This is a genomic window from Bradyrhizobium sp. CB2312 (genome assembly GCF_029714425.1).
Lineage (GTDB): Bacteria > Pseudomonadota > Alphaproteobacteria > Rhizobiales > Xanthobacteraceae > Bradyrhizobium.
This window is the reverse complement of record NZ_CP121668.1, coordinates 3,574,068-3,600,607: the sequence shown is the minus strand read 5'-3', so window position 1 is coordinate 3,600,607 and position 26,540 is coordinate 3,574,068. Positions and strand designations below refer to the sequence as shown.

The following is a 26,540-nucleotide window of genomic DNA, read 5'->3' as shown; positions in this document are numbered from 1 at the left end:
GTAATGAATGACTCACAAGGCCTGGGCCTCGCTGGGGCAGTCCGGGATCAGGGATGACAAACGCTTCCTCGCTCGAACGGCGCCTGCGGTCGGAAGTAACCGGCGACGTCCTGTTCGACCCCTTCAGCCGCGGCCGCTACGCCACCGACGCCTCGTTCTACCAGATCATGCCGGCTGGCGTGGTGGTCCCCAGGACCATGGACGAGGCGCTGCGGGCGCTGGCGATCGCCCGCGATGAGGGCCGCAAGGTCACCCCGCGCGGTGGCGGCACCTCGCAATGCGGCCAGACCGTCAATGACGGCCTCGTGGTCGATCTCTCGAAGCATCTCAACCGTATCCTGTCGCTCGACGTCGAAGGCCGCACCTGCGTCGTCGAGCCCGGCATCGTGCTCGACGACCTCAACCGCCAGCTCAAAAAGCACGGCCTGTGGTTTCCCGTCGACGTCTCCACCGCCTCGCGCGCCACCATAGGCGGCATGGCCGGCAACAATTCCTGCGGCGGCCGCTCGCTCCGCTACGGCACCATGCGCGACAACACGCTATCGATGGAGGCCGCACTTGCCGACGGCACGCTGAGCCGCTTTGGCGAGGTGTCGCGCGATCTCTCCGACGTCGAGGCACCCGACAGCACCCGCGCGCTGTTTCGCGACATGCTCGATCTCGGCACGCGCGAGGCCGACGAGATCGCGGCGCGCTTTCCAAAAGTGCAGCGCCGGGTCGGCGGCTACAATCTCGATGCGCTGGCGCCGCGCAACGCGCCGAACAACATGGCGCATCTGCTGGTCGGCTCCGAAGGCACCCTCGCCTTCACCACCAAGGTCGAGCTGAAGCTCTGGCCCGTGATCCGCAACAAGGCGCTCGGCGTCTGCCATTTCGGTAGCTTTTACGAGGCCATGGACGCGGCCCAGCACCTGGTCAAGCTCAAGCCGATCGCGGTCGAGCTGGTCGACCGCACCATGATCGCGCTCGGCCGCGACATCGCGATGTTCCGCCCGATCATCTCCGCCGCGATCAAGGGCGATCCGGATGCGGTGCTGGTGGTCGAGTTCGCAGAGGAAGACCAGGCGGACAATCTGCAACGCCTGAAGCAGCTCACCGAACTGATGGGCGATCTCGGCTTCGGCTGGAATAACGACCCGCGCAAATGGGGCGGCGTGGTCGAGATCACCGAACCGGCGCTGCAGAGCGGCATCGCCGATTTCCGCGCCGCCGGCCTCAACGTCATGATGTCGATGAAGCAGGAGGGCAAGCCGGTCTCCTTCGTCGAGGACTGCGCCGTGCCACTGCCGCATCTCGCCGATTACACCGCGCGGCTGAATGAGGTCTTCGCGAAGCACGGCACCAGCGGCACGATGTATGCGCACGCCTCCGAGGGCTGCCTGCATGTGCGGCCCGTGCTGAACCTGAAGCTGGAGAAGGACGTCAAGGCGATGCGCGCCATCGCCGAGGAAGCCTTCGCGCTGGTGCACGAATACAAGGGCTCGCATTCCGGCGAGCATGGCGACGGCCTGGTGCGCTCGGAATTCCACGAGACGATGTTCGGCGAGCGCCTCGTCGCCGACTTCAGGGAGGTGAAGCACCGCTTCGATCCCGACGGCACGCTCAATCCGGGCAAGATCGTCGATGCGCCGAAAATGGACGATCGCTCGCTGTTCCGCTTCAAGCCGGACTATCGCGTGGGCGAACTGAAGACGAAGCTCGACTGGTCCGCCTGGCCCGGCGCCGGCGGCGGTTTCCAGGGCGCGGTCGAGATGTGCAACAACAACGGCGCCTGCCGCAAGCTCGAGGGCGGCGTGATGTGCCCGTCCTATCGCGCCACGCGCAACGAGAAGGATGTCACGCGAGGCCGTGCCAACACCTTGCGCCTCGCGATCTCCGGCCAGCTCGGCCCCGATGCGCTCGCCTCCGACGCGATGATGGAGACGCTAAAACTTTGCGTCTCCTGCAAGGCCTGCCGCCATGAATGCCCTGTTGGCGTCGACATGGCCAAGATGAAGATCGAGGTGCTGGCCGCGCGCGCCGCCTCCCACGGCCTGACGCTGCGCGACCGCCTGGTCGGCTATCTGCCGCGCTATGCTGGCCTCGCCGCGCGCTTCGCGCCGCTGACGAATTTGCGCAACAGCAGTCCGCTGCTGCGAAAGCTGTTCGAGCGCTTTGCCGGCATTAGCGCGCGCCGCGCCCTGCCCGCCTTCCGCAGCGACGTGTTCGTGCCGCCGGCCGACAGCGTCGGACCGGAGGCCGGCCGCGAGGTCGTTCTGTTCGCCGATACGTTCAACCACATCTACGAGCGCGAGAACCTCGAGGCCGCGCTGCGCGTGCTGACGGCCGGCGGATATCGCGTGCATCTGCCGAAGCCTGCGAGCGGCAACCGCCCGCTCTGCTGCGGCCGCACGTTCCTCTCGGCGGGTCTCGTCGATGAAGCCAGATCCGAGCTCGACCGTCTCGTCGCCGCCTTCGCGCCGTTTGCCGCGCGCGGCGTGCCGATCGTCGGCCTCGAGCCGAGCTGCCTGCTGACGCTGCGCGACGAACTCGCCTCACTGCGCAAGGACAACGACGCCAAGGCCGTCGGCGCCCATGCGCTCACCTTCGAGGAATTTTTGGTGCGCGAGGCCGAGGCCGGCCGGCTGCAATTGCCGCTCGGCCAGATCGCCGAAAAAGCCGTCGTGCACGGCCATTGCCATCAAAAATCCTTCGGCGCCTTCAAGCCGGTCGAACAGGTGCTGCGGCTCGTGCCCGGCCTGAAGGTCGAAACAATCGAGTCCAGCTGCTGCGGCATGGCCGGCGCCTTCGGCTATGGTGCCGACACCTATGATGCCTCAATCGAGATGGCCGAGCTGTCGCTGCTGCCGGCGGTGCGGCGCGCTGACGAGAGCACGCTGGTCGTCGCCGACGGCACCTCGTGCCGGCACCAGATCCATGACGGTGCCCAGCGCGAGGCGCTTCACGTCGCACGCGTCCTGGCAATGAGCCTCGATCGTGCCGGAACCAATTCCACCTCAACCGCTGCAAAGGAAACCAGCCATGGCTGACCTCACCCTCGACACCGCCCGCAAGATCCTCGACGCCGCCTTCGCAAAATCCGTCGAGCTGAAGCTGAAGCCGCTGGTCGTCACCATCCTGGACGCGCGCGGCGTACTCAAGATCGCCGCCGCGCAGGACGGCACCAGCCTGATGCGCGCCGAGATCGCGCACGGCAAGGCCTATGGCGCACTCGCAATGGGCATGGGCTCGCGCGCCCTGTTCCAGCGCGCCCAGGAGCAGGCCTATTTCATCGATGCCGTCAACACGATCGCCAAGGGCGCGCTGGTGCCGGTCCCTGGTGGCGTGCTGATCATGGACGGCGCGACCCTTCTGGGCGCGGTGGGCGTGTCCGGTGATACCTCCGACAATGACGAGGCCTGTGCGGTCGCGGGCATCCAGGCGGCGGGGCTGAAGGCCAACGCGGGGTAGCCTCCGCGCTACTGGAGGAGTTGCGTCCAGACCATGTTGTTGACGTCGCAAACTTGAAGCAACATAAAGAGCAAGCGCCGTCTTGTGCATTCTCTACCGAAGTCGGCAACTAGCCCTAATCTCAATACTACGGGAGCCCATCGGCACGTCTGCTATCCGATGGAAGCCAGACGGCGCTCAACCGAGTGGCGGGGCGCCTGCTTTTGACCCAAGGTGAACTGTCGCCGGGCTTTGCCAAGAGGCGTTGAACCGCGTCGAGATTGGAACTAGCCTCAAAAATAGAACAAACGTTCGTCTCTTGAACAAAATTGGTGAGGATCCAATGGTCTCCAAGTTGATGGCACTTGCGGTTTTCGGGACGGGGATGTGGCTCGCTGGCGCTGCACCTGCGGCAAGCCAGCAGGGAAACTTCAACGCGCCTGACCTCGTCCTCATCAACGGAAACGTTCTGACGCTGGACGAACGATCCACCGTTACAGAGGCGGTCGCCATCAGAGACGGAAAGATTCTCGCCACCGGAAGCAACGCATCGATCAGGGCGCTTGCCGGCGCTGGCACGCGCGTGCTCGATGTGTCCGGCAAGAGCGTCATTCCCGGGTTGATCGATACGCACGCTCACTTCAAGGCCGCTGGACTTGGCGACTATGTCGTCGCCATGGGCCGAGCGAAGACTGTTGCGGACGCGCTCGAGGCGATCAAGGCGTTCGGGGCGAAGAAGAAGCCGGGCGAGTGGATCGTGGGTGGCGCATGGCATCCGCCGTCGCAACTCTCCGAGAAACGCTATCTGACCAGGCAAGAGATCGACAGCGTCGCCCCGAACAATCCGGTCTACCTGCGCACCGTCGGGCATTTCTCGATGGCGAACACCATGGCCCTGCAAGCGGTAGGGGTCGACAAGACCACCGCGGATCCGAGCGGTGGATCATTCGAGCGCGACGCTACCGGCGAATTGACCGGCGTGCTTGTCGAAGCAGCGATCGATCGGGTCGAGAAAGCCGTGCCGCCTTGGACGGAAGACGACGAGATTCGGCAGTTCACGATTGCGGAGAGCGTGCTGAACAGCTTTGGAATCACCAGCGCGGTCGAAGGCGCAACGGAAGCCCGTGATATCCGCACGCTGCAGAAGCTTGCCGCGTCCGGAAAAGCCACCTTGCGCATCGGCGTGATGTTCCGGCCAGAACCGCCAGCTGATCTGACCGCGTGGAAGCTATCATGTCGGGCAACGGGGCCTCGTCGGGCTTTGGCGACGACTGGCTCAAGTTCGCCGGCATCAAGATCTTCTACGATGGAGGCATGACGCTGAAAACAGCGCTCATGCGCGACGTCTATCCCGATTCACATGACAACTACCACGGCATTGCGCAGCAGACACCCGACCGGCTGAAGCAACTCGTCTCGATCTGCAACCGCTACGGCTGGCGTGTCGGCGTGCACGTCGTCGGCGACCTCGGCATCGACCAAGTGCTCGACGCGCTCGAATCAGCCGACAAAGAAAAATCGATCCGAGATCGTCGTTTCGTCCTTATTCATGCCAGTCTGATCAGGCCGGAGCAGATGGAGCGCGCGCACAATCTAGGAGTCCGCATCGATTTCCAGAACGTCTTCCTGTGGGACAAGGCCGCGACCGTCGAGCGGTTTCTGGGGCGGGCGACCGCTGACCGCGCCGTGCCGACCAGGACGTTGATCGCGAAAATGGGCCTTGATAGCCTCGGCGCCGGAACGGACTTCCCCGTCAATCCGATCAACCCTTTTCTCAACATGTACATTATGGTGACCAGGAAGGATCCGAACGGAAACGTCTTTGGGGCGGCGGAAGCCGTTACTCGCGAGCAGGCCCTGCGCCTCTACACCAGCGCAGCTTCGCGCTACACATTCGATGAAGCGCGGAAAGGGACGATTGAGCCCGGAAAGCTTGCCGACATCGTGGTGCTTTCCGCGGACTACATGGCCGTGCCGGAAGAGCAGATCAAAGACATCAAGGCGGATCTGACGCTGGTCGGCGGCAAGGTCGTCTTTCAGCGCTGAACCGTAGCCTCGGCAAACGAGAGCATCGGACTGCAGCACTCGGCGAGGATCCTGCGCGAAGGACGCTGAAGGCGGTGGTTGACAGGAAGCCGGTCCGAGTCCTCGTGCCGTCCGACGAGGATCGTCGATGAAGAAGCTCGCCGCTGCCGGCGGCGGCAAGTCGGCGCAGATGATGAGGCCGGCTGGAACGCCTTGCCGGCTTCAAGATCGACGGGATCAGCCCTTTCGGGCAGTGAAGACTCGTGCGCGCCGTGGTCGAGCAGAGCGCGCTTCGGCAGGAGCAGTCTATATCAATGGCGGTCAACGTGGCTTGCAGGTTCGGCTCAAACCAGCCGACGTGCACGACGTTCTGAAGGCAGTCGTGGCCGGCGTTGTCGCCTGAGCAGGACGGGGTCATCAGTGGGACAATTGCGTCGCACAAAAGTGTCAGGCCTCGCATCTTGATCTTTTATTCGCCCGCTCGCGCCCATTGAGCCTGCACAGCCGCATTAAACTATGGTAGGATGCTACATCCGCTGAAAAAAGCGCGTCGAAAACAGGGAGGACGACATGCGGGGGACTGCGTTAAAAGTCCTTGGCTCGCTGGCCGCAGGACTTTTTCTTATGTCGGCTACCGCGATGGCCGCTGAACCGCCAAAGGAGATGAAGCTCTACGTCTTCTCTTCGGGGGCGCTCAATCTCGACAAGTCGATCATTCAGAACGGCAGTAGCGGCAAGATCCAAATTCCTGTCGGCTTCTTCCTGATCCGCCACCCCAAGGGCGACGTGCTGTTCGACTGCGGCAACAACGACCGCATTATCAAGGAGCCGGACTATTGGGGGCCATTCGTGAAGGCGCTTGATCCGGGTCGTTCGCCCGACATCGCCATCGACGCTCAGCTTTCCAAGATCAACGTCAAGACATCTGACATCAAATATGTCATCCTCGGTCATTTCCACGTCGATCACGCCGGCAACATCGGCAAGTTCCTGGATTCGACCTTCGTGTACCAGCGCGACGAGATGAGGAACGCGTTCTGGCCTGCGCCGGGCTACGCGACCTTCTTCATCTCTGAAGATTTCGCCATGCTGCGCAACAGCGTCGGCGGGGGGATGCCCTCCAAATACAAGACCATCGAGCTCGACGGCGATCTCGACCTGTTCGGAGACAATAGCGTCTTCATCCACCGTACCGTGTCGCACACGCCCGGAAGCCAGATCCTGGTGGTGCGCCTGCCGAAAACTGGCACGGTGGTGCTGACCAGCGACGCCGTTTATCTCCAGGAGAACCTGGACAAGAACATCCTGCCGAGCATCGGCAGCGTCTATGATCCCGTCGGCATGCTCGATGCCTACGCCTGGGTGAAGCGCGTTCGCGACACCGAGGGCGCCGACATCATCTATGCCCACGACCCCGACACTTTCAAGGCGCACAAGCACTCGCCCGAATTCTACGAGTGAGTGGTAGTAGCCCAGGGACATCCCGCACGAGTCGTCATCCCGGGCCTTCGCGCCCGGGATTTTGCTCGGTAGTCTTACGCGGTGTCCGCCAGAGGGGGTCTAAAGTTTCCATGCTTCCGGCTGTTTCTCCGGTCGTTCTCGCCGAGCGCGTCACAAAATGGTACGGGCCACGACGCGCCGTCGCCGACGTGTCCTTTGCGATCGCGCCGGGGGAGATCGTCGGCCTGCTCGGGCCGAACGGGTCCGGCAAAAGCACGATCTTCCGCATGCTCACGGGCTACCTGGTTCCAACCTCAGGACGCATCGAGATCGCTGGCCACGACGTGGTCGAGAACTCCCTCGGCGTGCGTCGTGCCATCAGCTATGTGCCGGAAGATGCACCGCTCTACGACCACATGCGGGTCGGCGAATTCCTGCATTTCATGGCCGGTATTAAGGGATTGCACGGGCCGAAGGCGAGGACCGCGATCGATGAGGCGGCGGAGCGGCTGGACCTTGCGCGCGTCATGAGGCTCACGACCGGCAAACTGTCTCGCGGCTTTCGCCAGCGTGTCTCGATCGCGCAGGCTCTCCTGGGCGATCCAAAAGTTCTGGTGCTGGACGAGCCGACCAGCGGGCTCGATCCGCACCAGGTGATCGCCGTGCGCGGCCTGATCCAGTCGCTGGCCGGACGCCACACCGTGTTGCTGGCCTCGCACATCCTGCCCGAGATCGAGAAAATTGCCTCGCGCGTGATGATCCTGCTCGACGGCGTGCTCTTGACGTCCGATGCGCTGAAAGATGTCACACAGGATCAAACGTTGCGCCTGTCGGTAGACGCGTCGGAAGAGGCCGTCCACGGCGCGACGAAGGTCGTCGCCGGCGTGCGCGAGGTTGTCTCGGATCCCGAGGGTGCTGGACGCTTCCTCGTCAGGGCGCAGCGGCGTCCGTCGCTCGCAGCCGAGCTGGTCTCCGTGCTGGTCGCCGCGCAAATTCCAGTGCGCGAGCTGACCGAGCTACGGCCTGATCTCGAGCGGGTGTTCCTCGATCTCACCCGGCGACCGGAGGCGGTCGCATGAGAAGCTTCGCGGTGCTGCTAGAGAAGGAAGTGACCGCGCTGTTCTCCTCACCGATCGCCTACGTGCTGATGACGGTGTTCTTGCTGATCATGGGCTACAGCTTCACGCTCACCCTGTTCCTTAGCCACCAGCCCAGCATGGTGCACATATTCTTCCAGATGTTCGTGCTGTTCATGCTGACCGTACCGCTGATCACGATGCGACTGTTCGCGGAAGAGCGGAAGCTCAAGACGCTGGAGGTTCTCCTGACCGCCCCGCTCTCCGAAGTCGCGATCGTGCTGGCGAAGTTCTTGGCGGCGATGAGCCTGATCGTAGTCATGCTCGTGCTGTCGGGAGCCTACGCGGCCGCGCTCGCCTGGTTCGGCGATCCTGATTTCGGGCCGATCTACAGCGGCTATTTCGGGTTGCTGCTGTTCGGATCGGCACTGGTCGGCACAGGCCTGTTGGCCTCGGCGCTGACGGCCAACCAGGTGATCGCCGCCCTGATCTCGCTCAGCGTGTTCCTCCTGCTCTGGATCATCGACAATTTCGGCTGGCTGCTGCCGAGCCCCGCGGACACCCTGGTGGTGAACTTGTCGCTCTCGGTCCATTTCCGCCCCTTCGCTGTCGGCTCGATCTATCTGTCCGACGTGGGCTTCTTCCTCAGCGCCACCCTGCTGACGCTGCTGTTGACAGTCCGCGCCCTGGCACGGCGGTGAGAGGCGCAGGCGATGAGCGGATCCGTTAGATCGAATGTCGCTCTCCTCGTCCTGACGGTTGGCGCCATCCTCTGCGGCGCGCTCGGATTCGCGGGGCTCGGCGAAACTGCATCGAACATCCTCTTGTTCGTCGGCTGCGCTCTCGCGCTGCTCGCACTCTTCACGCTGGCAATTCGACTCCCTTTGCGCGGCGGCGGCTCGCGCTGGTCGGCCTTGGTCGGGAACGCGCCGATCGTTGTCGCGGCGGTCGCGGCGGTCTTCGGCGCCAACATGGCGCTCTATCGCCACGACGTGCATTTCGACGTCAGCCGGGAAGGTCGCAATACGCCGCCGCAACAGCTCACCGACGTGATCGCGCAACTGCGCACACCGCTCGCGCTGACCTATTTCTACAATGCGAGCGATGCCAATGCGATTGCGGTCCGCGACCTCGTTCAGACCGCGTCGCGGAACCATCCGCTTCTCGCCTTCCGCGCCATTGATCTCGACAAGGAGCCCGGCCTTGCCCGCGACCTCGGTGTACGCGCCTACAACACCGCCGTGCTGCAGGCCGACGATCGCAAGATCCTCGTCGAAAACGTCATCGATCCCGCCCGCATCGGCTATGCGGCGTTGCGCGTGCTGCGCAAGCGCGTGGAGACCGTCTGCTTCGTCACCGGCCACGGCGAGACGTTCCGCCCGCTGCCTTCGCATTTTCATTTCAGCCATGTCGAGACTTTGAAGGGGCACGAGACGCCCGGCGCCGGCGACGTGCTGGAAACGGCGCCCGAGCAACTCGACCGGCTCTTGCTCGCCCTCGACCAGATCGGCTTCGAAATGCGCGAGCTCGTCACGGCGACGGCGTCCAGCATTCCACCTGACTGCTCGGCGGTCGCCGACATCGGCCCGCGCACAGCCTTTGCCGCTGACGAGGCTGCCCTGCTCGGCGATTATGTAAGAGGTGGAGGCAGGCTTCTGCTCCTGATCGATCCGCTGTCCCAGCTCGACGGCGATTTCGAGCGATTGCTGCTCAAGCCCGTGGGACTATCGAGCCAGGCCATGATCGTCATCGATCCCCTCAATCATTTCCGTACCGATGCGGACAAGGTCGCCGTGCCCTACTATCCGCCGCATCCGATCACGAAGCGTCTGGCGCTGACCGTGTTTCCGCAGGCGCGGCCGATCGCGGTGGCGCAGCCGCCGTCCGGGGTCAGCTTGATCGTGCTGGCGGCGAGCAGCCAGGATAGTTATTTGCGCTCGCCCAAGTCTGCTCCCGCCGTGACGGAGAGAGACACGACGAACACGCGGCGGAGCGCACAGCCGCTTGCGGTCGCGCTCGAAGGCAGCTGGCCGGAGGCCTCGCCGGGCAAGCGCTTCCGCCTCGTCGTGGCCGGCACCAGCAAGTTCGCAAGCAACGAATATTTCCCCTACGTCTCTAATGGCGAGCTCTCGCTTGCCATGCTTCGCTGGCTTGCCGAGGATGATGCCACGCCGAGCGTCGCACCGCAGACCTTCAAGCTGCCGGAGATCGTGTTGACCAGCAGCCAGATGCGCGACACTTTCATCGTGCTGGAGGCGCTGTTGCCGCTGAGCACGGCTCTGTTCGGTGTTGCGATGTGGTGGAGGCGACGGTGACGGACGGGGGAGCCAAGCGCGGGACGACCCGATGGCTTGTGCCGCTGCTCGCTGTGTGCCTGGTGGCGCTGCTGGGCGTCCTGATCGTCAGCGGGCAATGGCCGGAGCTGCGCAGCAAGGTCGCATTTGCGCCGAAGGGCCTCGTGGCCATCGCGCCTGCCGACGCGCGGCGGGTGGAGATTCGTTCGGGTAGCGGGAGCGTTGTCCTGCTTCGCAAGACCGGCGAGTGGATGATTGAGGGGATGGATGGCGCCGTGCCGGCCGAGCTCGGATCGCATCTCGAAACAGCGCTGCGGCTCGTCGCCGTCAGCGAGCCCGCGCGCGAAATTCCGGCCGCCGAGCTCGCTGTGGAACAATTCGCTGCATTTGGGCTCGACCCGCCCGCAACCGTGGCCGTGATCGATACGGCCGATGGTTCGACGATCTCCGTGAATTTGGGCGCGCTCAATCCGGCGAGCACCTCTTATTATGTCCGGGTCGCCGGGCGTCCCGCTGTGTACCTGATGCCGCGTCATTTCGGCGAGGAGTGGCAGGTCACGCTCGATATGGCGCGCCGCCTGCGCGGCCCAGCCGGGCCGGATGCGGCAAGCCGTGGCAAGAGCTTGTTGCTGCCCATCTCTATAGCGCAGGTGTGGGCGTTCGAGATCATCTTCGCGGGCAAGCTCACCCGCTTCGAGCGCGACATTGACGGCAACTGGTTCCGCCACCTCGGCCAGCACAACCACGCCGCCGGCAATGTTGTGCACGTCGCCGATCCCGAGCAGGCCCGCGTCATCGACGCGGCGATACGCGCGTTGGATGCCGCCGCAGTCGAGACGCGCGTCGGACCGGCTGATCCGTCGCAAGTCGCCCGCTATGGGCTCAACCTGCCGACCCTCATCGTGCTGGTATTCTCGCGCGATGCGGCCGCGCCGCTGGCAAGACTAGAGTTCGGTGCATCCGCCGATAGACTCGACCGCTACGCACGGCTCGCGCCCAATGGCGCGGTGGTCACCGTGGCCGAGTTCGAGATGCGCCGCTTGACGGAGCTGCTCCGCGCCATCGGAGCGGGATCGTGAACTTAGCTCGCCTCTTGCTGCTCGGCTTGTTTCTGCTCAGCTTCGGCGCGCCGGTTCGCGCGCACCAAGTCAACCTTTCGACAGCGCGCGTGGCGCTGACTACCGATCGCACCGTGACCGTCGAGGTCGCGCTCAAGGGCAGCGACATAGACCGGCTCGTCGGCACCAAGATCTACGACGCAAAGGAAGACGCGGTCGATCCCGGCGCAGTCGACGCGGCCGCTGCGTTCATCCTCGCCTACATGAAGGCACATCTGGCCGTATTGGGGACCGAAGGGACGGCCTGCGCCCCCGGTATTGCGGCCATCCTGGCCGATGGCGACGGTGTCATCTATCGCAACAGCTTTGCCTGCGAGGGCGTTGCCGGCGACATCGTCTATCACTCGACCGTCCTGACCGAGAAGGATCCGACCGCGCGCCAGGTGGTGCTAGTCACGCAGGGCAAGTCTGAAGCGCAGGCGCTGCTCGATGCCGGCAATACCACCGTCACACTCTCGGCGCCGGCGGCGCCGCTAGGGTCGACAATGCAGCGCTATCTCCTAACTGGTATCGAGCACATCTTTCTCGGCTACGATCACATCGCCTTTCTGATCGCGGTCGTGCTGTGGGCGCGCCGGCTCATTCCGGTCGTCAAGATCGTCACCGCCTTCACCATCGCCCATTCGATCACGCTGTCTCTGGCGGCGCTCGACCTCGTCGTGATCCCCAGCCGCGTTGTGGAGCCAGCGATCGCGGCCTCGATTATGTTCGTTGCCGTTGAGAACTTCTTCTCGCGCGACATAGACAGGCGCTGGCGCGTGGCCTTCGTGTTCGGGCTGATCCACGGCTTCGGCTTTGCCGGCGCGCTTCATGAAGTCGGCCTGCCGACGAATGCGATCGTACCGGCGCTTGCTGCCTTCAATATCGGCGTCGAAATCGGCCAAGTCGCGATCGTCGCGATCGTATTCCCGGTGCTCGGCCTGTTCGACCGGCTGATCACGACTGACCGCGCCAAGCCGATGAGGGCGACTGGGCTGGTCTATGCCGTATCCGCTGTGATCAGCCTGGTCAGTGGCTACTGGCTTTTCATGCGCATGATGGAGGCCTGAGGCGTCGTGGATTCATCATCCCGAGTATTCTGGCGGTGCCCGGCAGCAGCATGGCAAGCCTGGCCCGCATCCTTTCGTGCCGCGATGCGAACCATTCCTGCAGCAGCATGACTTGCGGAACGTCGGCGCCGAGCGCCTGACAGTATTCCCAACCTGGAGGTCGACGTCATCGAAAGGGCGATGCCGACGAGCTCGGCATCGTTGAGTGCGAAATCGCGTAGCATGGTCGAATTGCGACCGGCAGTCCGCTCGAAACTTCGAAAGGAAGCCGTGAACGTGATGTGGCTTCCCGTTTGGGACGGCTCGTTCAGTCCGCCGCCATTCGGGTTCCGCTCTTAGTGCCGGCCGAGGCGGTCAAAGCTGGCGGCACCAATTGTGCGCATCGGAATCACCTGCATCTCTCGGGGCTTCGATCAAACTGCCCAGTGGGCGCAGGGATGCGAATGCATGATGGGAGCAGCCCATCCGTCGAGCAACAGACCGTCCCAAGCTATGACACCTTCATCCCATTTCACGCCGGTACTCGCCATACATCAATGCCCTTTGAGGTCTCCCTTCGATAATCTGGTCGTTGAACCCGTCATGGACACAACACGGCAAGTCGGGATTGAAGGTGTCCATCGAATTCATTCAGGATGTCCAAAGTCAACATGCTTCAGCGTCTTCTTCTCCCGCTGAGGCGTCATCTTCGCCGGGCTTGCCTTACCAGGTACGCCACGAGGACCGAGCTCTGCGCGCTGGATGTCATCCTCGGAGCGTTCGGGCTCCACGCCATTAATCGGCTTCTCAGGCATCATTCCATCCGCGTCTTGTCTTTCAGATCGCGGATCCGGATCTCGGCTTCTTCCTTCGAAGTGACGATCTCCCATTCGTCCGGCACCCGTGCGATCGCGTTGAGCCTCTTGAGCTCGGCGAGTTGTTCTGCAGTTGGTTTTTCCATCTTTGAATCCTTGAGCGCCTGCACGACGGCGTCGTCGTCGAGCACATCCAGCAGCTGGTTTCTGGTTTGCTCGCAATCTCTGGGGCCGGGCTCGACATACCGGGCCCGGATGCCCTGAGCGTCTTCCAAGGCCTTCGCGACTCGCTGTTCCGGATCCATGACCGGTACTCCACATACACGGAAATCGCGGTTAGGAACGACGTGTTCCTTTGCTCAGCCCCTTGAATGAGCTCGCCCGCAGGAGACCTTCGGAGGTGATGTCACGGAACTCGATGTCGGCGTAGAACTTGGGTTCGACCCACGTGGCCTTCGGCTTTCTGATCGTCTTGGTAAGCTTCTGCTTGGGGCTCACCACCGTGTCGAGCGCTTTGCGGATCTGCGCCGAGGTGGTTCGATTCCACCCCGTGCCGACCTTCCCCAAGTAGACGAGATCCTTGCCTTCCCTCTTGCCCAGATAGAGCGCGGCCACGCCGGATGGGTCCTTGATGAAGCCGACCACGGGAAACTTGCCCTTCTGGACGACCTTGATCTTCTGCCAGGCTTCGGCGCGCTCCGATCGGTATGGCGCATCCGCGCGCTTGGAGATGATACCCTCATAGTTCAACTTGCTGGCGGCAACGAAGAGCGCCTGCCCGTCCCCCTTCATGGTGTTCACTGTAGTAGATGGGCTCCTCGAGCTTGTGCTTATCGGTGAGCTCTTTGAGTAGCCTCTTTCGTTCGATCTGTGGCTCTTTCCGTAAATCCTTGCCGTCGAGCCACAGCAGATCGAACGCGAAGCAGACCAGGCGGTCCTAATCGCCTGCGCCGAGGTCCGCCTGCAGTTCGGAAAAATTCGTGCGCGCCTGATGGATAACGACGACTTCCCGTCGACAATTGCCTGACCTCCGATATCGAAGGCGGCAGCAATCCTCGAAAACCTGCTGACCCAATTGTAGCCTTTGCGGGCGTAGGCCCGGCGATCGTCACCGTCGATCCGCAGCTGGATGCGGTACCCGTCGTATTTGACTTCGTGAATCCACCGAGAATCCGAAGGTGCCTTCATCTTCAGGCTCGCCAACTGGGTCCGATGAACCCCGGCATTGGAGGGACCTCCGGCCCAGAGGCCCGGAGCGCCTTTGTACGCTTTGCCATTACGCAACTCACAAAAAACCCACCGCCGGGTTGGGGCCGACGGCGGGCAGTCTACCTACCTTACTCAACGAGTCTCGCAACTTCGCAGGCTGGGAGGAGTTCCGACCCCACCGGTCCATGAGCTATCGAATTTGAGCGGCCCACAACGCGTTCTCAGAGTGCAGTGCCGAATAGGCCAATCCTTCCCGCATCGAACTCCGATCGATAGCGGGCGTTTACCTATCATGTCAGACGCATTCGACTACCTTCGGGCCTACGCCGTCCGAGCTCTGTGCAAAGCGAGATCTATGCCGCAGGGCAGGATTAAGCATCTGCAGCTGGTGGCCGGCCGGATCTACAATCTCCTCAAGAAGGAGGCTGCTTACGGCCCCAATATCCAGCACCTCGAGGACTTTCGCGCAGCTCAGAAGCTCGAACGCTCTTCTGATGGCCGGCCAAGTGACCGCTCCGGCGGTCGCCTTGCCCCGGTTGCGCCGCGAAGCGTGGACCGGGAGGCTCGCTGAATGCCTTCGCTCGACGCTCGCGCTGTGGCAAGTCTCCTGCGAGAGTACGCGCAGCGTACGGCTTTGCGAGGCGGCAATCCTTACCGGGCAAAAGCCTATTCCCGGGCCGCCGACAGCGTGGCGGCCCTTGCCGTCCCTTTGGACGTGCTCATCGCCGAGGATCGTCTAACGGAGATCCCGGGCGTCGGCGATGCCATCGCCGACATCCTCACCAAGCTTCACAAGACGGGCTCTCACCCGAGCCTCGAAAAGCTGCGAAAGGAGATTCCCGACGGTGTGCTCGAGATGCTCGCCGTGCCTGGCCTTCGTCCGGAGAAAGTGCTCCGGCTCTACAAAGATCTGGGCATCGCCTCGCTCGCAGAACTGGAGGCTGCGGCCAAGGACGACCGCATCAAGAAGGCCAAGGGACTCGGCGCCGCGCTGCAGACCAAGATCCTTCAGAACCTGGCGATAGCCAAAAGCGGAGAAGGCCGCCTCCACCTGCACAGGGCCGCCGCCCTGCTCGCGCACGCGAAAGACTCGATCCGGAAGGCCCGGCCTGAGCTCAGGCACGTGACGATCGCCGGCGATTTCCGTCGAGGCTGCGAGCTTATCGGCGACCTCGCCATCGTTGCGGAGGCAGCCAAGCCGGACAAGGCGTCGACGCCATCGGCCGAAGGATTGCAAGTCCGCGTGTGCGACCGCAAACATTTCGGCGCCGCCCTTCTCTTCGCCACCGGCTCTGCCGCTCACCTCGAGCAGCTTCAAGCCTTGGCCGCCGAGAAGGGCATGCGGTTAGACACTGACGGCTTGCACAAGGGTCACACACTGGTCGCGGGCGAGGAGACCGACATCTACCAGGCTCTCGGGCTGCCTTTCATCGATCCCGAGCTTCGTGAGGGCCGCCGGGAAGTCGAGCTGGCTCTGAAGGGTAAGTTGCCGAAGCTCGTCACCGACAAGGACCTGTGCGGAATCCTGCACTGCCACACCGATGCTTCAGATGGGACAGAGACGCTAGAGACCATGGCGAAGGCGACACGCCAGCGCGGGTTCGAGTATTTCGGAGTCGCCGACCATTCCAAGTCTGCGCACTATGCCGGAGGTCTGTCAGTGGAGGAGATTGCGCAGCAGCACCGGGAAGCCGACCGGCTGAACAAGCGCTTCGGCAAGGATTTCCGGATTCTGAAAGGCATCGAATCCGACATTCTGACGGACGGGTCGCTCGACTACGACGCCGAGGTGCTTGAACGTTTCGACTTCGTCGTCGCCAGCATCCACGGCCGCTTCAAACTGGACCGCATGGCGCAGACCCAGCGCCTGCTTCGGGCCATTTCCGATCCTCACACGACCATCATCGGGCACATGACCGGGCGGCAGCTCCAGCGGCGACCGGGCTACGAAATCGACGTCGAGAAGGTGCTTCGGGCCTGCGCCAAGCACGACGTTGTCGTCGAGATCAACGCCCATCCATGGCGGCTCGACCTCGATTGGCGCTGGCACCGGGCGGCCCTCGAATTCGGCTGCATGCTGAGCATCAATCCGGACGCGCACTCGATCCCCGAACTCGACCACATGCACTGGGGCGTCGTGATGGCCCGGAAGGGTGGCGTGCCCCCGCAAAGGGTGCTGAATGCAATGACCTTGCCCGAGATTGCGCGCTATTTCCGCCAGAAGAGGCGCTCGCTCTCTCGGGCCGCCTGATGGCGGCGGCACGCGATGTTTCGCTCGAGGGCGAGAGGGCCGTCGGCTAGTTGGCCCGTCCACGCAATCGTGCGGGGCGGCCAAGAGCTTTCGCGTCAAATGCCAATTGATCCAAGTGCCGCCAATCCTTGGTTTGAGCCGATTGCGTCCTTTGAGCCATTCCTAAAGAGTTCCGGAAAGGTCGCGAAAGACTATCTGTGATGAGAACGCCGGTAGCGCTCCCGCCCCCTCCAACCAGGGAGCAGCGCCATGTCGAAGCGCCGTCGTTCAAACAGACCTTATCTTTGGAAGAGCGCCTCGCTGAAGAGGCCAAGCGCTTGCGTGAGCAAGCCGAGTTGCTCCCTCACGGGTCCCTGCGCGATCAGATCGTGCGAAAGGCGCGACGGTGTGAGACCGGCTCGCACATGAACCAGTGGCTTCAATCCCCCGGACTGAAACCGCCTGAGTGAGCCCGCCAGATAGAAACGGCTGCACTGCGCGTGAATTGGTCCTTATGGCAGAGTCGTTCGGAAAAGCCTTTTCGGTCGTTGAGCTGACAGCCGATTCGGGATCGACGACTGAGATTTGGCTTGCGCTGCCAAGCCGAGTCAGGCGGTAACCCTGGTCCTCGCGGCCGTACCGGAGGGATGGACAGCGCAGGTCGTCCCAGCGGTTCTATCCGAGAAGCAGTTGAAAACGTTCGGCGAGATAAACCTCAAACCAGGGGAAGTCCGCCGGCTCTCGGGATGAGAATGCATCTTCCGCATCTTGTGATGGGGCGTAGCAGCCATATCTCGCCCGCGCAGGCGAAAGCCCGCCCCGCGAGGCGAGCCGCTTGGGAAAACTCTCGGAAGCGGCCTGACAAGCGCTCGGAACATCGAGCCTGCAAGGCACGTTCCTCCTGAATGGAAGCCTTTCTGCACCGCCTCTTCACGGCTGGGTCGAACTTTCCGATCTGGGTGCGCTACACCTTGACGCTCGGCCTGATCGGCATCGCGTTCTTCGCCCGGGTGATGCTGGACGATCACTTACGCTCCCACCCCGTTCTGCTCTTCATCCCGGCCATCTTCCTGTCATCCGTCCCCTTCGACCGCGGCAGCGGTATCGTGGCCACCGCGGCAGGGGCAGCGCTTGCCGCTGCATACTTCATCCCGGGCCCCCCCATCGTCCGCTGCGATTCCGCTCGTCCTGTTCATCCTCACAGGCATCTGCATCGCTGCCGTTACAGAGCTGCTCAGGAGCAGGTTGCACAAGCTCTCCGAGGCGAACCGGTATACCGAGGTCCTGCTGCAGGAGCTAGCCCATAGAACGCGGAACGACCTCGCCACCATAGTCTCCGTCCTTAGGCTTCAGGCCCGCTCGCCGACCGACCCTGCGGTCCAGGCGGCGATTGCCTCAGCGGTAAGCCGGGTGGACGTGGTCGCCAAGGTCCACGACCGTTTGCGAGATACTGCAGACAACAGCCGCATCGAACTCGCAGCCTACGTCGAAGCACTATGTGGAAGCCTCGCCGACTTCCATCGTGGCGTACGCACGATCTCGATAGGCGTCCAGTCCGGCGTTAGCTTCCCGTCGAGGCCTTGGAGCATCTGACTCGCCGTCACTGTGGCCTCATGCCAAGCGGCGTGCTTGTCCGGAAATTCCTCGCCTTCGAGGTCAGGTTCGTAGTGTTTGTGGGTCACGTGGAAGACATAGCGCGGCATATGCCAGTAATGCTGACAGACGAGTGCACGTTCCAGAATAGGCGACGCCTCAAGATCAACCCGGCCCACTACGCTCGCAGACAAGAGGCATCAAACCGAGAAGCCTTACTCCTTGTCCTCAGTCCAAGAGCGCTCGCCACACCGGCACTCGAACATGCGCACGTTCAGGCCGCGCACTGGGTCCATCATCGTGTGAACCAATCGGGGTTGCGCGCCGCATTTGCAGCGCTGATCTTCCCGTGTCTTCGGTCCCGAAAATCTGTCGCTGCTGAAAAAGTTCACGGGAATCACCCTGCCAAAGGCGACTCAATAAGTACCAAAGCGGACAATTGTTCCCGAGCCCAATCGGAATTTACTGCTCGGGAGAGCTAGGCTCCGGCGGACATCTTGGCTCGCTGCGCGGCCATCTTCCGGTGAGCCTTCGCTTGGCTCTCCATCGCCACTTTCAACTTAGGTCAGATTCACCCGCCGCACCCCTGGAACGAGAACAGGCGACGTATGTTCCGTTACCGGGAACCACCGGCAGGATGCCCTCGTTCTTCCCCGGAGGAGCATCGCATGAGCTTAAGAAAGTTGATCGAAGGACTTGGTCCCTACCCGTCGCTCTTCTTGCTGGCTCTACCGGCAGCTACCGTAGAGCCTCTGAAGCTCGTCGCGGCAGCGGTGGCAGGAGAGGGCCATTGGATCACCGGGACTGCGATGATCATTGCGTGCTACGCATTCAGCCTTCTGGTGGTCGAGCGGCTTTTTGCCATTGTGAAGCCGAAGCTGCTCACAATCTCTTGGTTTGCGAAACTCTGGAAAGTGTTCGTCTCGGTTCGGACGCGCGTGTTCGGCGTATTCCGTGTCGGCCGCACCGATGAGACAGTTCTCGATCGGCAGTCGGCTTCGAAATGACCCGAAAGTCGACCTTGCCTAAGCGCCTGCAGCCGATGCTGGCCACGCTCACCGATGCCCCTTTCGACGATCCCCATTGGGTGTTTGAGGACAAGTACGACGGCTTTCGGATGGTCTCCGAGATCCGCGGAGGCAAGGTGGCCTTGTACAGCCGCAACGGCAAGATCATCAGCCATTCGTATGCGGAGGTTGCGCAGGCCCTGGAAGGCGTGAAGGGCGACGCCGTGATCGATGGCGAGCTCGTCGCCCTCGGTAAGGACGGCGTTTCGCACTTCCAATTGCTGCAAAACGCGTTGAGACACGAAGCCAAGCTCCTTTACTGCGTGTTCGATCTTATGTTCGCTGACGGGGAAGACCTTCGGAAGCGTCCTCTGCTCGAGCGCAAGGAAAGGCTGAAGGCCATCCTGCCGCGCGACACGCTGATCGCGTTCAGCCGGCACCGAAAAGTTGAGGGTAAAAAGTTCTTTGCTGAGGCCGAGAAGAAAGGCCTTGAAGGCATCTGTGTTTCGGCATGGAATAAGGACCCCGTATTCGGGGTAATCGGCATCCAATCGGGACCCCGGGACAAGGGTCCACAGTGGCTTCCATCGAGTCATGGAAGCCGAGGTTGGGATGCTGGTGGTGGAGACGATTGGTAAGATCCGTCGCGCCTACTTTGTTGATGGTCGTCCGATCAAGGCGATCTGCCGAGAACTTGGCGTATCGCGGAAGGTGGTTCGCAAGGTCATTCGTTCTCAAGCGACGGAGTTCCGGTATGAGCGCGAGACGCAGCCGCTCCCGAAGATGGGTGCCTGGAGTGCCGAGCTTGACCGGTTGCTGGCAGGGAATGAGAGCAAGTCGGCGCGGGAACGGCTGACGCTGATCCGTATATTCGAAGAGCTTCGCGGCCTCGGTTATGTCGGCGGCTATGATGCGGTTCGTCGATACGCACGACGGTGGAGCAAGGAACGCGGCACCTCGACAGCGTCGGCGTATGTGCCGCTGAGCTTTGCACCAGGCGAAGCCTACCAGTTCGACTGGAGCCACGAGGTCGTCCTGCTGAGCGGCACCACAGTGATGGTGAAGGCTGCTCATGTCCGGCTCTGTCACAGCCGCATGCTGTTCGTGCGGGCCTATCCGCGAGAGACGCAGGAGATGGTGTTCGACGCCCACGACCGGGCGTTCGCCCTGTTCAAAGGCACCTGCACCCGCGGCATCTACGACAACATGAAGACCGCCGTAGAGACGATCTTCGTCGGTAAAGGCCGTCTCTACAATCGCCGCTTCCTGCAGATGTGCAGCTACTATCTGGTCGATCCGGTCGCCTGCACGCCGGCGTCGGGCTGGGAGAAGGGGCAGGTCGAGAACCAGGTCGGGCTGGTCCGCGAACGCTTCTTCACCCCGCGGCTGCGCTTCAAGAACCTCGACGAGTTAAACGCCTGGCTGCTCGACAAATGCATCGCCTACGCCAAGGCTCATCGCCATCCGGAGCTGACCGATCAGACGATCTGGGACGTGTTCGAAGCCGAGCGCCCCAAACTCGTTCCCTATGCCGGCCGCTTCGACGGCTTCCATGCGGTGACGGCATCGGTCTCGAAGACCTGCCTGGTGCGCTTCGACAACAACAAGTACTCCGTCGCAGCCAGCGCAGTCGGACGACCGGTCGAGGTTCAAGCCTATGCCGATCGTATCGTGATCCGTCAGGATGGGCGCATCGTTGCCGAGCACCCGCGATCCTTTGGCCGCGGCGATACCGTCTACGACCCCTGGCATTATGTGCCGGTGCTCGCCCGCAAACCCGGCGCCTTGCGCAACGGTGCTCCCTTCAAAGACTGGGTGCTGCCGGCTGCGATCGAGCGGATCCGGCGCAAGCTTGCCAGCACCGACGATGGCAATCGGCAGATGGTCGACATCCTCAACGCGGTGCTGACTGACGGTCTGCCCGCGGTGGAAGCGGCCTGTGCCGAAGCGCTCGGTCATGGCGTCCATTCCGCCGATGTCGTTCTCAATATCCTGGCCCGTCAACGTGAACCCGCCCCACCGGCCAACATCATGACGCCGGCCGCACTGACACTCCGTCATGCACCGATCGCCGATTGTGCCCGCTACGACAACCTCCGGAGGACCATCTGATGGAACGAACCCAAATCTTCGACCTCATGGGCGAACTCAAGCTCTACGGCATGAAGGCTGCCTTCGACGAGATCATGGCAACTGCCGTCAAGCGCCAGCACGAACCCCAGCGCATTGTCGGCGACCTGCTCAACGCCGAGATCAACGAGAAGCAAGCCCGCTCGATCAAATACCAGCTCACCATTGCCAAGCTGCCGCTTGCCAAGGACATCGCGGACTTCCAGTTCGACGGCACGCCGATCAATCAAACTCTCGTCAATGATCTCGCTGGCGGCGGCTTTATCGCCCAGCAACGCAACGTCGTGCTGGTTGGCGGCACCGGCACAGGCAAGACCCATCTGGCCATCGCCATTGCCAGAAGTTGCATCCGCGATGGTGCTAGAGGACGCTTCTACAACGTCGTCGATCTCGTCAACCGGCTCGAGACCGAGACCCGCAACGGACGGCAGGGACGGCTCGCTGAGCATCTGACCCGCATGGACTTCATCGTTCTCGACGAGCTGGGCTATCTGCCGTTCGCGCAATCGGGCGGTCAGCTCCTGTTCCATCTCATCAGCCGGCTCTACGAGCGCACCTCCATCATTGTCACCACCAATCTTGCGTTCGGCGAATGGCCCAGCGTGTTCGGCGATGCCAAAATGACCACCGCGCTACTCGACCGATTGACCCATCACTGCGACATCGTTGAGACCGGCAACGACAGTTGGCGCTTCAAAAGCCGCGACGATGTTCAAACAACCCGCGCTCGCGCCGTCTCCGCAACCCCGACCAGCTCCGACGACCCGAGCGCTACCAGCAGAGCGCGCCGATCAAAGGGGTCCCTTTTGGATGCCGATAGGGGGTCCCAGTCGAACGCCGATTGACAGGCATCATGGCGAAGCGCGCCGATAGCGCGTATGCATCCGGAGGCCGGACCGCGGATTGGCTGAAGGTGAAGACCGCGCAGCGGCAGGAGGTAGTGATCGCCGGCTTCACGGCGCCGAGGCGAACCCGGCCCTTCTTTGGCGCTCTCGTGCTGGCGGTTCGCGAAGACGGGGCCTGGCGGTACATCGGTCACGTCGGTACCGGCTTCAGCCACCAAGTTCTCAAGGAGGTTCACGGCAAGCTCGTGAGGCTCAAGACTGCCAAGTCGCCCTTTCCTGCCAAGGTGAAGGACGAGTTGGTCACGACCTGGGTGCGTCCTTCGTTGGTTGCGGAAGTGAAGTTCGCGGAGTGGACCAGCAAGGGCGAGCTTCGCCAGCCGGTCTATCTCGGCCTGCGGTCCGACAAGAACGCCAAGGACGTCGTTCGCGAAAAGAACTGGTCGCGAAAATAGCGCCGCCGAGACGAAGCGTACGATGTGTTCAGCCCGCTTCGCGCTCAACTGCCGAAGGCCATGGCGGGAGGGGCGGCAACCCAAGAGCCTTACGGACTGGTCCGAACGATCGCCGGTGAGCTGCGCATGCGCCAAGCCTTGCGAGCGCCTCATAATGAGCCGGCACCGGGTAGCCCTTGTGATCCGCGAATCCGTAGCTGGGGTGACGCACGTCGAGCGTCCGCATGACCCTGTCGCGCTCGACTTTAGCGAGGATGGAGGCGGCGGCGATGCTGGCGGACTTGGCGTCACCTTTGATGATGGCCTGCTGAGGGATGTCGATTTCCTTCAACCGCTTCGCATCGATCAGCAAGTGCTGCGGCGTCAACCCTAGTCCCCGGACCGCGCGCTGCATAGCCTGGATACCTGCCCAATAGATATTGATCGCGTCGATCTCCTCGACCTCAACGAACGCCACACACCAACTCTCCACCTTCTCCTTGATCTCTTTCGCGAGTTCTTCGCGAGCCGCGGCGTCGAGTTTTTTCGAGTCGTCGATCCCGACTATCCGCGTGCCGGGTTTCAGAATCACGGCGCCAGCGGAGACCGGCCCAGCGAGAGGGCTCATTCCAGCCTCATCCACCCCTGCCACGGCATGGTGGCCGCTTTCCCAAAGAGAGGTCTCGAAGCGGAGCATCTTGCGGAGGCGCTGCCCTTCGGAACGATTTTCAAAGCGGCGTTTATCGATCGAAGCCAGGATCGCCCGCGCTCCCGCACGGGTGTCGGCCCGCAAGATCTGCTCGACGTTGGCCTCGAGCGGTCTTCTCTCGACGACATAGCGCTGACGCAATAGATCGAGCGAATATTGGGACATAGCGGCCTTGGTGAGGATTGACTGTGGGAGCGTGTCGTTGAGCTTTATGGCGATTGTCTGAACTAGCTAAACCGCTTCAACATCCGCAACGCGCTTTCACAAGGAACCCGGCCGGCCCTCGCCTGAGATCCGGATTCTGTGCCCCATACAGATCATGTCCACCTCAGACTGGAACCAACCGGTGTCTTGATCCCTTGAGAAAGAGCGGAGCCTCAATTCCCAGGGTGCTTCCGAGGGGGTCCGGTGGCGCGTCGCGCGGTTCAGCTGGTTGAACGAGATCTTCTCGCTTTCGGAGGTGGCCGGATAGAGCGCGACCGGACAGGTCACCAGGGACAGACGCAGGAAGCCTTTCCAGTTGGCACGTGGGGCCATGTTACGCTGAACTCCTTTGAGCGGCCTGGATTCAAGACGAACGACGGCACCCAGTTCCGACGCTCCACCTTGCTGTCTCCGAGATTCATCCGTGTAAGGCGCTGCGCCGCGGAAATCCGAGAGCGCCGCGGAAAGATCGCGTCCAATTCGGCCACGCGAAATTGAGGTGGCTCAAGGCGAACCGGGCCCGCAGGCGTAGAGTTGGTTATGTACCGAGCGGGAGGAGCGCGTGCTCCTCTGCGGTTACGGTTGCGGGGACCCGGACTCCTAGGCACTCCGGGCTCCGCCCTCCGTCCCCCCGCAGACAAGGGGTCCGCCCAAGTGCGGCGCGGTTGGCACGTTCGATGGAACGACGTTCGGATCTGCGGGTTGAGGGGCGAAGGCGTTTGGACAATTTGACAGCGCGATCGGCCTCGACAGCAAGCGCCTATCGAGGCCGAGTTGCGTTCGGGTCTACTTGGCCGGCGGCTTCAGCGGACTGTCCGCCCAGTTGAGGGCGGTGGGATCAAGCAGGATCGTCCTCACAGGCAACGCGCACGTAGCGCGGCGGAACGCCCTCAGGCGGGCTCGCGGCGAGACGCCCATGTCCTCGGCGCTCTTTCCGGAACGCCGAGGCGCTCGTCGTCTGCGCGCTCGGAAGAGTGGCGACGCCTAAAACCCGGTGTAGCAGTCGTTCACCGCCCTCGCCCGTCCCGGGTCGTCCCAATTCCACTCGTTGTCGTTGCCGTAGTGCGGTGCTCCTTGCAGCCTGTCCGCGCTGAGGTTAGTCCGATAGCCGCCGAGGTTCGTATCGTACTTCAGGGACTGCCATGGCAGCGGATAGTGATCGTCACCGATGCCCAGGAAGCCGCCGAAGCCGAGGTCCGCATAAGAGACCTGGCCGCTTACCTTGTCGATCATCACGCGCTCGATCGAGCCGATCTTCTGTCGCCGGCGCCGTACACCGCGGTGCCTTCGACCTTGTCGCTGCCGATGAGCGTACCCGTTTCACGCCGTTCCGTTTCCATCGTCATCCTCCTCTTGGGTCGGGATCGATACCAGACAACGTTGCGCAGCCGAGGCTCGTCCTGACCGGCATTCCGGTCGCGCGAAAAAGGGAACGGACGGCCACCGCGGCAATTGCCCTCGAATGCCCAGGGCCTCCAGCTTTTGTCTCAGCTCCTCGTTCCGAGCTTTACCGGCTTCGTAGTAGCGGATGCAAAACTTCCTGCTGGATGGCCGAATAAAACGCGGTCGTTGGATCGGGCCGGCCTGGCGCAAGCAACCCCTGCGAAGCAAGAGCGGCTTCTGATCGGAACATCGAGCCTCGAGGGCACGTTGCTCCGGGATGGAAGCCTTTCTGCAAAGCCTCATGACGGCGAGGTCGGACTTTCCGATCTGGGTGCGCTATACCTTGACACTCGGTCTGGTGGGCATCGCTTTCATCGCCCGGGTGATGCTGGACGATCAGCTGCGCTCCTACCCTGTTCTGCTGTTCATACCAGCTATATTTCTGTCCGCCGTCCTCTTCAATCGCGGCAGCGGTATCGTGGCCACCGCGGCAGGTGCCGCGCTCGCCGCCGCCTACTTGATGCCGGGGCCCCCATCCTCCGCTGCGATCCCACTCATCCTGTTCATTCTGACGGGCATCTGCATCGCTGCTGTCACCGAGCTCCTCAGGAGCACGCTGCGGAAATTGTCCGAAGCCAACCAGTATTCGGAAGTTCTGCTGCAGGAGCTCGCGCATAGAACGCGCAACGACCTCGCCACCATAGTCTCGGTCCTCAGGCTTCAGGCCCGCTCGGCGACCGACCCGGCAGTCCAGACGGCGATCGCTTCAGCGGTGAGCCGGGTGGATGTGGTCGCCAAGGTCCACGACCGTTTGCGCGATACCGCAAACAGCAGCCGAATCGCCCTTGCGCCGTACATCGAAGCTCTATGCGGAAGCCTCGCCGACTTCCATCGTGGCGTACGCACGATCTCGATCGGTGTCCGCTGCGAGAATATCGAGGTGCGGAGCTCGCAAGCGGCTTCGATCGGGCTGATCGTGAATGAATTGGTGACGAACTGCTTCAAGTACGCCTTCCCGGACGGTCGCAGCGGCGCGGTGGAGGTGGACGTGCGCACTAAGGACGACCGCATCCTCGTGACGGTGCAGGACGACGGCGTCGGCTGTCCGACCGAGGTCAGGAGCGGGCTCGGCACGCGGTTGATCAGCCTGTTGGCGTCGCAGATGAAGGGGACGGTAATGAGAAGGCCTCTTCCGGAGGGTTGCGAGGTGCAGGTCTCTCTCGCGCGCGACGCATGAGCGCGGCAGGCGCTGAATTTCGCCGAAGGTGTCTGCAACCCCAAACCCGTTCTGGCGTAGAGAGTTTGGAGATCGCGACAGACCATGGCCACCCAATCGCCGAAGATACTCGAAGAACTGCAGCGATACCGAAGGCTGCACGCGGAGGCGACCGACCCGCTTGCCGTGCGGCTGCTGCAGGACATCATCGCTGAGCTTGAGGCAAGCCTGTCCACCGAGCAGCAGGAGACAGGCAAGAAGGCTGACCACGACTAGGCCATGGCCCGGGTTCGGCCTCGGCATGCGCTACGAACGTCGTTCCATTTTGGCAAAGCGGGGCCCAACTGGTTGCCCTGAC

Annotated in this window: 21 protein-coding genes and 6 pseudogenes; 20 read left to right on the top strand and 7 right to left on the bottom strand. The window is 62.6% G+C overall.

Annotated elements, in window-relative coordinates; translation table 11 throughout:
• Positions 1-53 precede the first annotated feature (53 nt).
• The 11 genes and pseudogenes from QA642_RS17420 (at position 54) to QA642_RS17375 (ending at position 12,431) form a co-directional block, all read left to right on the top strand.
• Positions 54-3,029 carry an FAD-binding and (Fe-S)-binding domain-containing protein gene (locus tag QA642_RS17420; RefSeq protein WP_283085712.1) on the top strand — a complete coding sequence of 992 codons (2,976 nt, stop codon included), beginning with the start codon at positions 54-56 and terminating at the stop codon, positions 3,027-3,029.
• Positions 3,022-3,450 carry a heme-binding protein gene (locus tag QA642_RS17415; RefSeq protein ID WP_283085711.1) on the top strand — a complete coding sequence of 143 codons (429 nt, stop codon included), beginning with the start codon at positions 3,022-3,024 and terminating at the stop codon, positions 3,448-3,450. The genes QA642_RS17420 and QA642_RS17415 overlap by 8 nt, the downstream gene beginning before the upstream one ends.
• A gap of 322 nt (positions 3,451-3,772) precedes the next feature.
• Positions 3,773-4,747 carry an amidohydrolase family protein gene (locus QA642_RS46565; protein WP_349253854.1) on the top strand — a complete coding sequence of 325 codons (975 nt, stop codon included), beginning with the start codon at positions 3,773-3,775 and terminating at the stop codon, positions 4,745-4,747.
• Positions 4,663-5,475: an amidohydrolase family protein gene (locus QA642_RS46560; protein WP_349253853.1), complete on the top strand. Its 813-nt coding sequence runs from the start codon at positions 4,663-4,665 to the stop codon at positions 5,473-5,475. The genes QA642_RS46565 and QA642_RS46560 overlap by 85 nt, the downstream gene beginning before the upstream one ends.
• Before the next feature lie 32 nt (positions 5,476-5,507).
• Positions 5,508-5,857 (top strand): annotated as a pseudogene (locus tag QA642_RS17405) (YbaK/EbsC family protein); the annotation flags it as partial.
• Positions 5,858-6,078: 221 nt separating this feature from the next.
• Positions 6,079-6,915: an N-acyl homoserine lactonase family protein gene (locus QA642_RS17400; protein ID WP_283085710.1), complete on the top strand. Its 837-nt coding sequence runs from the start codon at positions 6,079-6,081 to the stop codon at positions 6,913-6,915.
• 110 nt (positions 6,916-7,025) lie between these two features.
• Complete coding sequence (locus tag QA642_RS17395) at positions 7,026-7,973, top strand: ABC transporter ATP-binding protein (RefSeq protein ID WP_283085709.1); 948 nt, start codon at positions 7,026-7,028, stop codon at positions 7,971-7,973.
• Positions 7,970-8,671 (top strand): ABC transporter permease, encoded by a 702-nt coding sequence (locus tag QA642_RS17390; protein ID WP_283085708.1) that lies wholly within the window; start codon positions 7,970-7,972, stop codon positions 8,669-8,671. The genes QA642_RS17395 and QA642_RS17390 overlap by 4 nt, the downstream gene beginning before the upstream one ends.
• A 12-nt stretch (positions 8,672-8,683) precedes the next feature.
• Positions 8,684-10,285: a Gldg family protein gene (locus QA642_RS17385; protein ID WP_283085707.1), complete on the top strand. Its 1,602-nt coding sequence runs from the start codon at positions 8,684-8,686 to the stop codon at positions 10,283-10,285.
• A 38-nt stretch (positions 10,286-10,323) separates the two neighbouring features.
• On the top strand, positions 10,324-11,343 hold the full coding sequence (locus QA642_RS17380; protein WP_283085706.1) for a DUF4340 domain-containing protein: 1,020 nt from the start codon (positions 10,324-10,326) through the stop codon (positions 11,341-11,343).
• The gene (locus QA642_RS17375) at positions 11,340-12,431 is read left to right on the top strand and encodes a HupE/UreJ family protein (RefSeq protein ID WP_283085705.1); all 1,092 of its coding nucleotides are present in this window, start codon (positions 11,340-11,342) and stop codon (positions 12,429-12,431) included. Before QA642_RS17380 ends, QA642_RS17375 begins: the two co-directional genes overlap by 4 nt.
• Positions 12,432-13,057: 626 nt before the next feature.
• On the opposite strand, the gene QA642_RS17370 is transcribed toward QA642_RS17375, so the two are convergent.
• From QA642_RS17370 to QA642_RS17355, 4 genes are read right to left on the bottom strand one after another with little or no spacing between them, the layout of a single operon-like run.
• Positions 13,058-13,228: a hypothetical protein gene (locus QA642_RS17370; RefSeq protein ID WP_283085704.1), complete on the bottom strand. Its 171-nt coding sequence runs from the start codon at positions 13,226-13,228 to the stop codon at positions 13,058-13,060.
• Positions 13,225-13,530, bottom strand: coding sequence for a hypothetical protein (locus QA642_RS17365; protein ID WP_283085703.1), 306 nt, complete (start codon positions 13,528-13,530; stop codon positions 13,225-13,227). Before QA642_RS17365 ends, QA642_RS17370 begins: the two co-directional genes overlap by 4 nt.
• A gap of 31 nt (positions 13,531-13,561) precedes the next feature.
• Positions 13,562-14,017: a hypothetical protein gene (locus QA642_RS17360; protein WP_283086919.1), complete on the bottom strand. Its 456-nt coding sequence runs from the start codon at positions 14,015-14,017 to the stop codon at positions 13,562-13,564.
• A complete protein-coding gene (locus QA642_RS17355) occupies positions 13,965-14,132 on the bottom strand; it encodes a hypothetical protein (RefSeq protein WP_283086918.1) in 168 nt (55 codons plus the stop codon). Before QA642_RS17355 ends, QA642_RS17360 begins: the two co-directional genes overlap by 53 nt.
• 873 nt (positions 14,133-15,005) lie before the next feature.
• Between QA642_RS17355 and QA642_RS17350 the strand changes: the two genes are divergently transcribed.
• The 7 genes and pseudogenes from QA642_RS17350 to QA642_RS17315 form a co-directional block, all read left to right on the top strand.
• Complete coding sequence (locus QA642_RS17350; RefSeq protein ID WP_283085702.1) at positions 15,006-16,685, top strand: DNA polymerase/3'-5' exonuclease PolX; 1,680 nt, start codon at positions 15,006-15,008, stop codon at positions 16,683-16,685.
• 1,110 nt (positions 16,686-17,795) lie between these two features.
• Positions 17,796-18,257 (top strand): histidine kinase dimerization/phosphoacceptor domain -containing protein, encoded by a 462-nt coding sequence (locus QA642_RS17340; protein ID WP_283085700.1) that lies wholly within the window; start codon positions 17,796-17,798, stop codon positions 18,255-18,257.
• A 668-nt stretch (positions 18,258-18,925) separates the two neighbouring features.
• The gene (locus tag QA642_RS17335; RefSeq protein WP_283085699.1) at positions 18,926-19,264 is read left to right on the top strand and encodes a hypothetical protein; all 339 of its coding nucleotides are present in this window, start codon (positions 18,926-18,928) and stop codon (positions 19,262-19,264) included.
• Positions 19,261-19,764: pseudogene (locus QA642_RS17330) on the top strand (DNA ligase); the annotation flags it as partial. The gene QA642_RS17335 and the pseudogene QA642_RS17330, both read left to right, overlap by 4 nt.
• Before the next feature lie 112 nt (positions 19,765-19,876).
• Positions 19,877-21,367 (top strand): annotated as a pseudogene (gene istA / locus QA642_RS17325) (IS21 family transposase); the annotation flags it as partial.
• Between the two features lie 8 nt (positions 21,368-21,375).
• The gene (gene istB / locus QA642_RS17320; RefSeq protein WP_166107168.1) at positions 21,376-22,239 is read left to right on the top strand and encodes an IS21-like element helper ATPase IstB; all 864 of its coding nucleotides are present in this window, start codon (positions 21,376-21,378) and stop codon (positions 22,237-22,239) included.
• Positions 22,227-22,691 (top strand): annotated as a pseudogene (locus QA642_RS17315) (DNA ligase); the annotation flags it as partial. The gene istB and the pseudogene QA642_RS17315, both read left to right, overlap by 13 nt.
• Before the next feature lie 28 nt (positions 22,692-22,719).
• Here QA642_RS17315 and QA642_RS17310 read toward each other — a convergent pair.
• The 3 genes and pseudogenes from QA642_RS17310 to QA642_RS17300 form a co-directional block, all read right to left on the bottom strand.
• Positions 22,720-23,544: a ribonuclease HII gene (locus QA642_RS17310; protein WP_283085698.1), complete on the bottom strand. Its 825-nt coding sequence runs from the start codon at positions 23,542-23,544 to the stop codon at positions 22,720-22,722.
• A gap of 240 nt (positions 23,545-23,784) precedes the next feature.
• Positions 23,785-23,916: pseudogene (locus tag QA642_RS17305) on the bottom strand (Ku protein); the annotation flags it as partial.
• A gap of 651 nt (positions 23,917-24,567) precedes the next feature.
• Positions 24,568-24,923 (bottom strand): annotated as a pseudogene (locus tag QA642_RS17300) (PRC-barrel domain-containing protein).
• 320 nt (positions 24,924-25,243) lie between these two features.
• Between QA642_RS17300 and QA642_RS17295 the strand changes: the two are divergent.
• Together QA642_RS17295 and QA642_RS17290 are read left to right on the top strand one after the other, a co-directional pair.
• Complete coding sequence (locus QA642_RS17295; protein WP_283085697.1) at positions 25,244-26,203, top strand: sensor histidine kinase; 960 nt, start codon at positions 25,244-25,246, stop codon at positions 26,201-26,203.
• Between the two features lie 84 nt (positions 26,204-26,287).
• Positions 26,288-26,458, top strand: a complete 171-nt coding sequence (locus tag QA642_RS17290) for a hypothetical protein (RefSeq protein ID WP_283085696.1) — start codon at positions 26,288-26,290, stop codon at positions 26,456-26,458.
• The last annotated feature ends 82 nt before the right edge of the window (positions 26,459-26,540 follow it).

What these genes read in the sequence shown, in the direction of transcription:
- QA642_RS17290 (WP_283085696.1), top strand. Translation starts at nt 26,288, where the DNA reads ATGGCCACCCAATCGCCGAAGATACTCGAAGAACTGCAGCGATACCGA.
- QA642_RS17350 (WP_283085702.1), top strand. Translation starts at nt 15,006, where the DNA reads ATGCCTTCGCTCGACGCTCGCGCTGTGGCAAGTCTCCTGCGAGAGTAC.
- QA642_RS17310 (WP_283085698.1), bottom strand. Translation starts at nt 23,544, where the DNA reads ATGTCCCAATATTCGCTCGATCTATTGCGTCAGCGCTATGTCGTCGAG.
- istB (WP_166107168.1), top strand. Translation starts at nt 21,376, where the DNA reads ATGGAACGAACCCAAATCTTCGACCTCATGGGCGAACTCAAGCTCTAC.
- QA642_RS17385 (WP_283085707.1), top strand. Translation starts at nt 8,684, where the DNA reads ATGAGCGGATCCGTTAGATCGAATGTCGCTCTCCTCGTCCTGACGGTT.
- QA642_RS46565 (WP_349253854.1), top strand. Translation starts at nt 3,773, where the DNA reads ATGGTCTCCAAGTTGATGGCACTTGCGGTTTTCGGGACGGGGATGTGG.
- QA642_RS17395 (WP_283085709.1), top strand. Translation starts at nt 7,026, where the DNA reads ATGCTTCCGGCTGTTTCTCCGGTCGTTCTCGCCGAGCGCGTCACAAAA.
- QA642_RS17390 (WP_283085708.1), top strand. Translation starts at nt 7,970, where the DNA reads ATGAGAAGCTTCGCGGTGCTGCTAGAGAAGGAAGTGACCGCGCTGTTC.
- QA642_RS17400 (WP_283085710.1), top strand. Translation starts at nt 6,079, where the DNA reads ATGTCGGCTACCGCGATGGCCGCTGAACCGCCAAAGGAGATGAAGCTC.
- QA642_RS17365 (WP_283085703.1), bottom strand. Translation starts at nt 13,530, where the DNA reads ATGGATCCGGAACAGCGAGTCGCGAAGGCCTTGGAAGACGCTCAGGGC.
- QA642_RS17370 (WP_283085704.1), bottom strand. Translation starts at nt 13,228, where the DNA reads ATGATGCCTGAGAAGCCGATTAATGGCGTGGAGCCCGAACGCTCCGAG.
- QA642_RS17360 (WP_283086919.1), bottom strand. Translation starts at nt 14,017, where the DNA reads ATGAAGGGGGACGGGCAGGCGCTCTTCGTTGCCGCCAGCAAGTTGAAC.
- QA642_RS17415 (WP_283085711.1), top strand. Translation starts at nt 3,022, where the DNA reads ATGGCTGACCTCACCCTCGACACCGCCCGCAAGATCCTCGACGCCGCC.
- QA642_RS46560 (WP_349253853.1), top strand. Translation starts at nt 4,663, where the DNA reads ATGTCGGGCAACGGGGCCTCGTCGGGCTTTGGCGACGACTGGCTCAAG.
- QA642_RS17420 (WP_283085712.1), top strand. Translation starts at nt 54, where the DNA reads ATGACAAACGCTTCCTCGCTCGAACGGCGCCTGCGGTCGGAAGTAACC.
- QA642_RS17335 (WP_283085699.1), top strand. Translation starts at nt 18,926, where the DNA reads ATGAGCTTAAGAAAGTTGATCGAAGGACTTGGTCCCTACCCGTCGCTC.
- QA642_RS17295 (WP_283085697.1), top strand. Translation starts at nt 25,244, where the DNA reads ATGGAAGCCTTTCTGCAAAGCCTCATGACGGCGAGGTCGGACTTTCCG.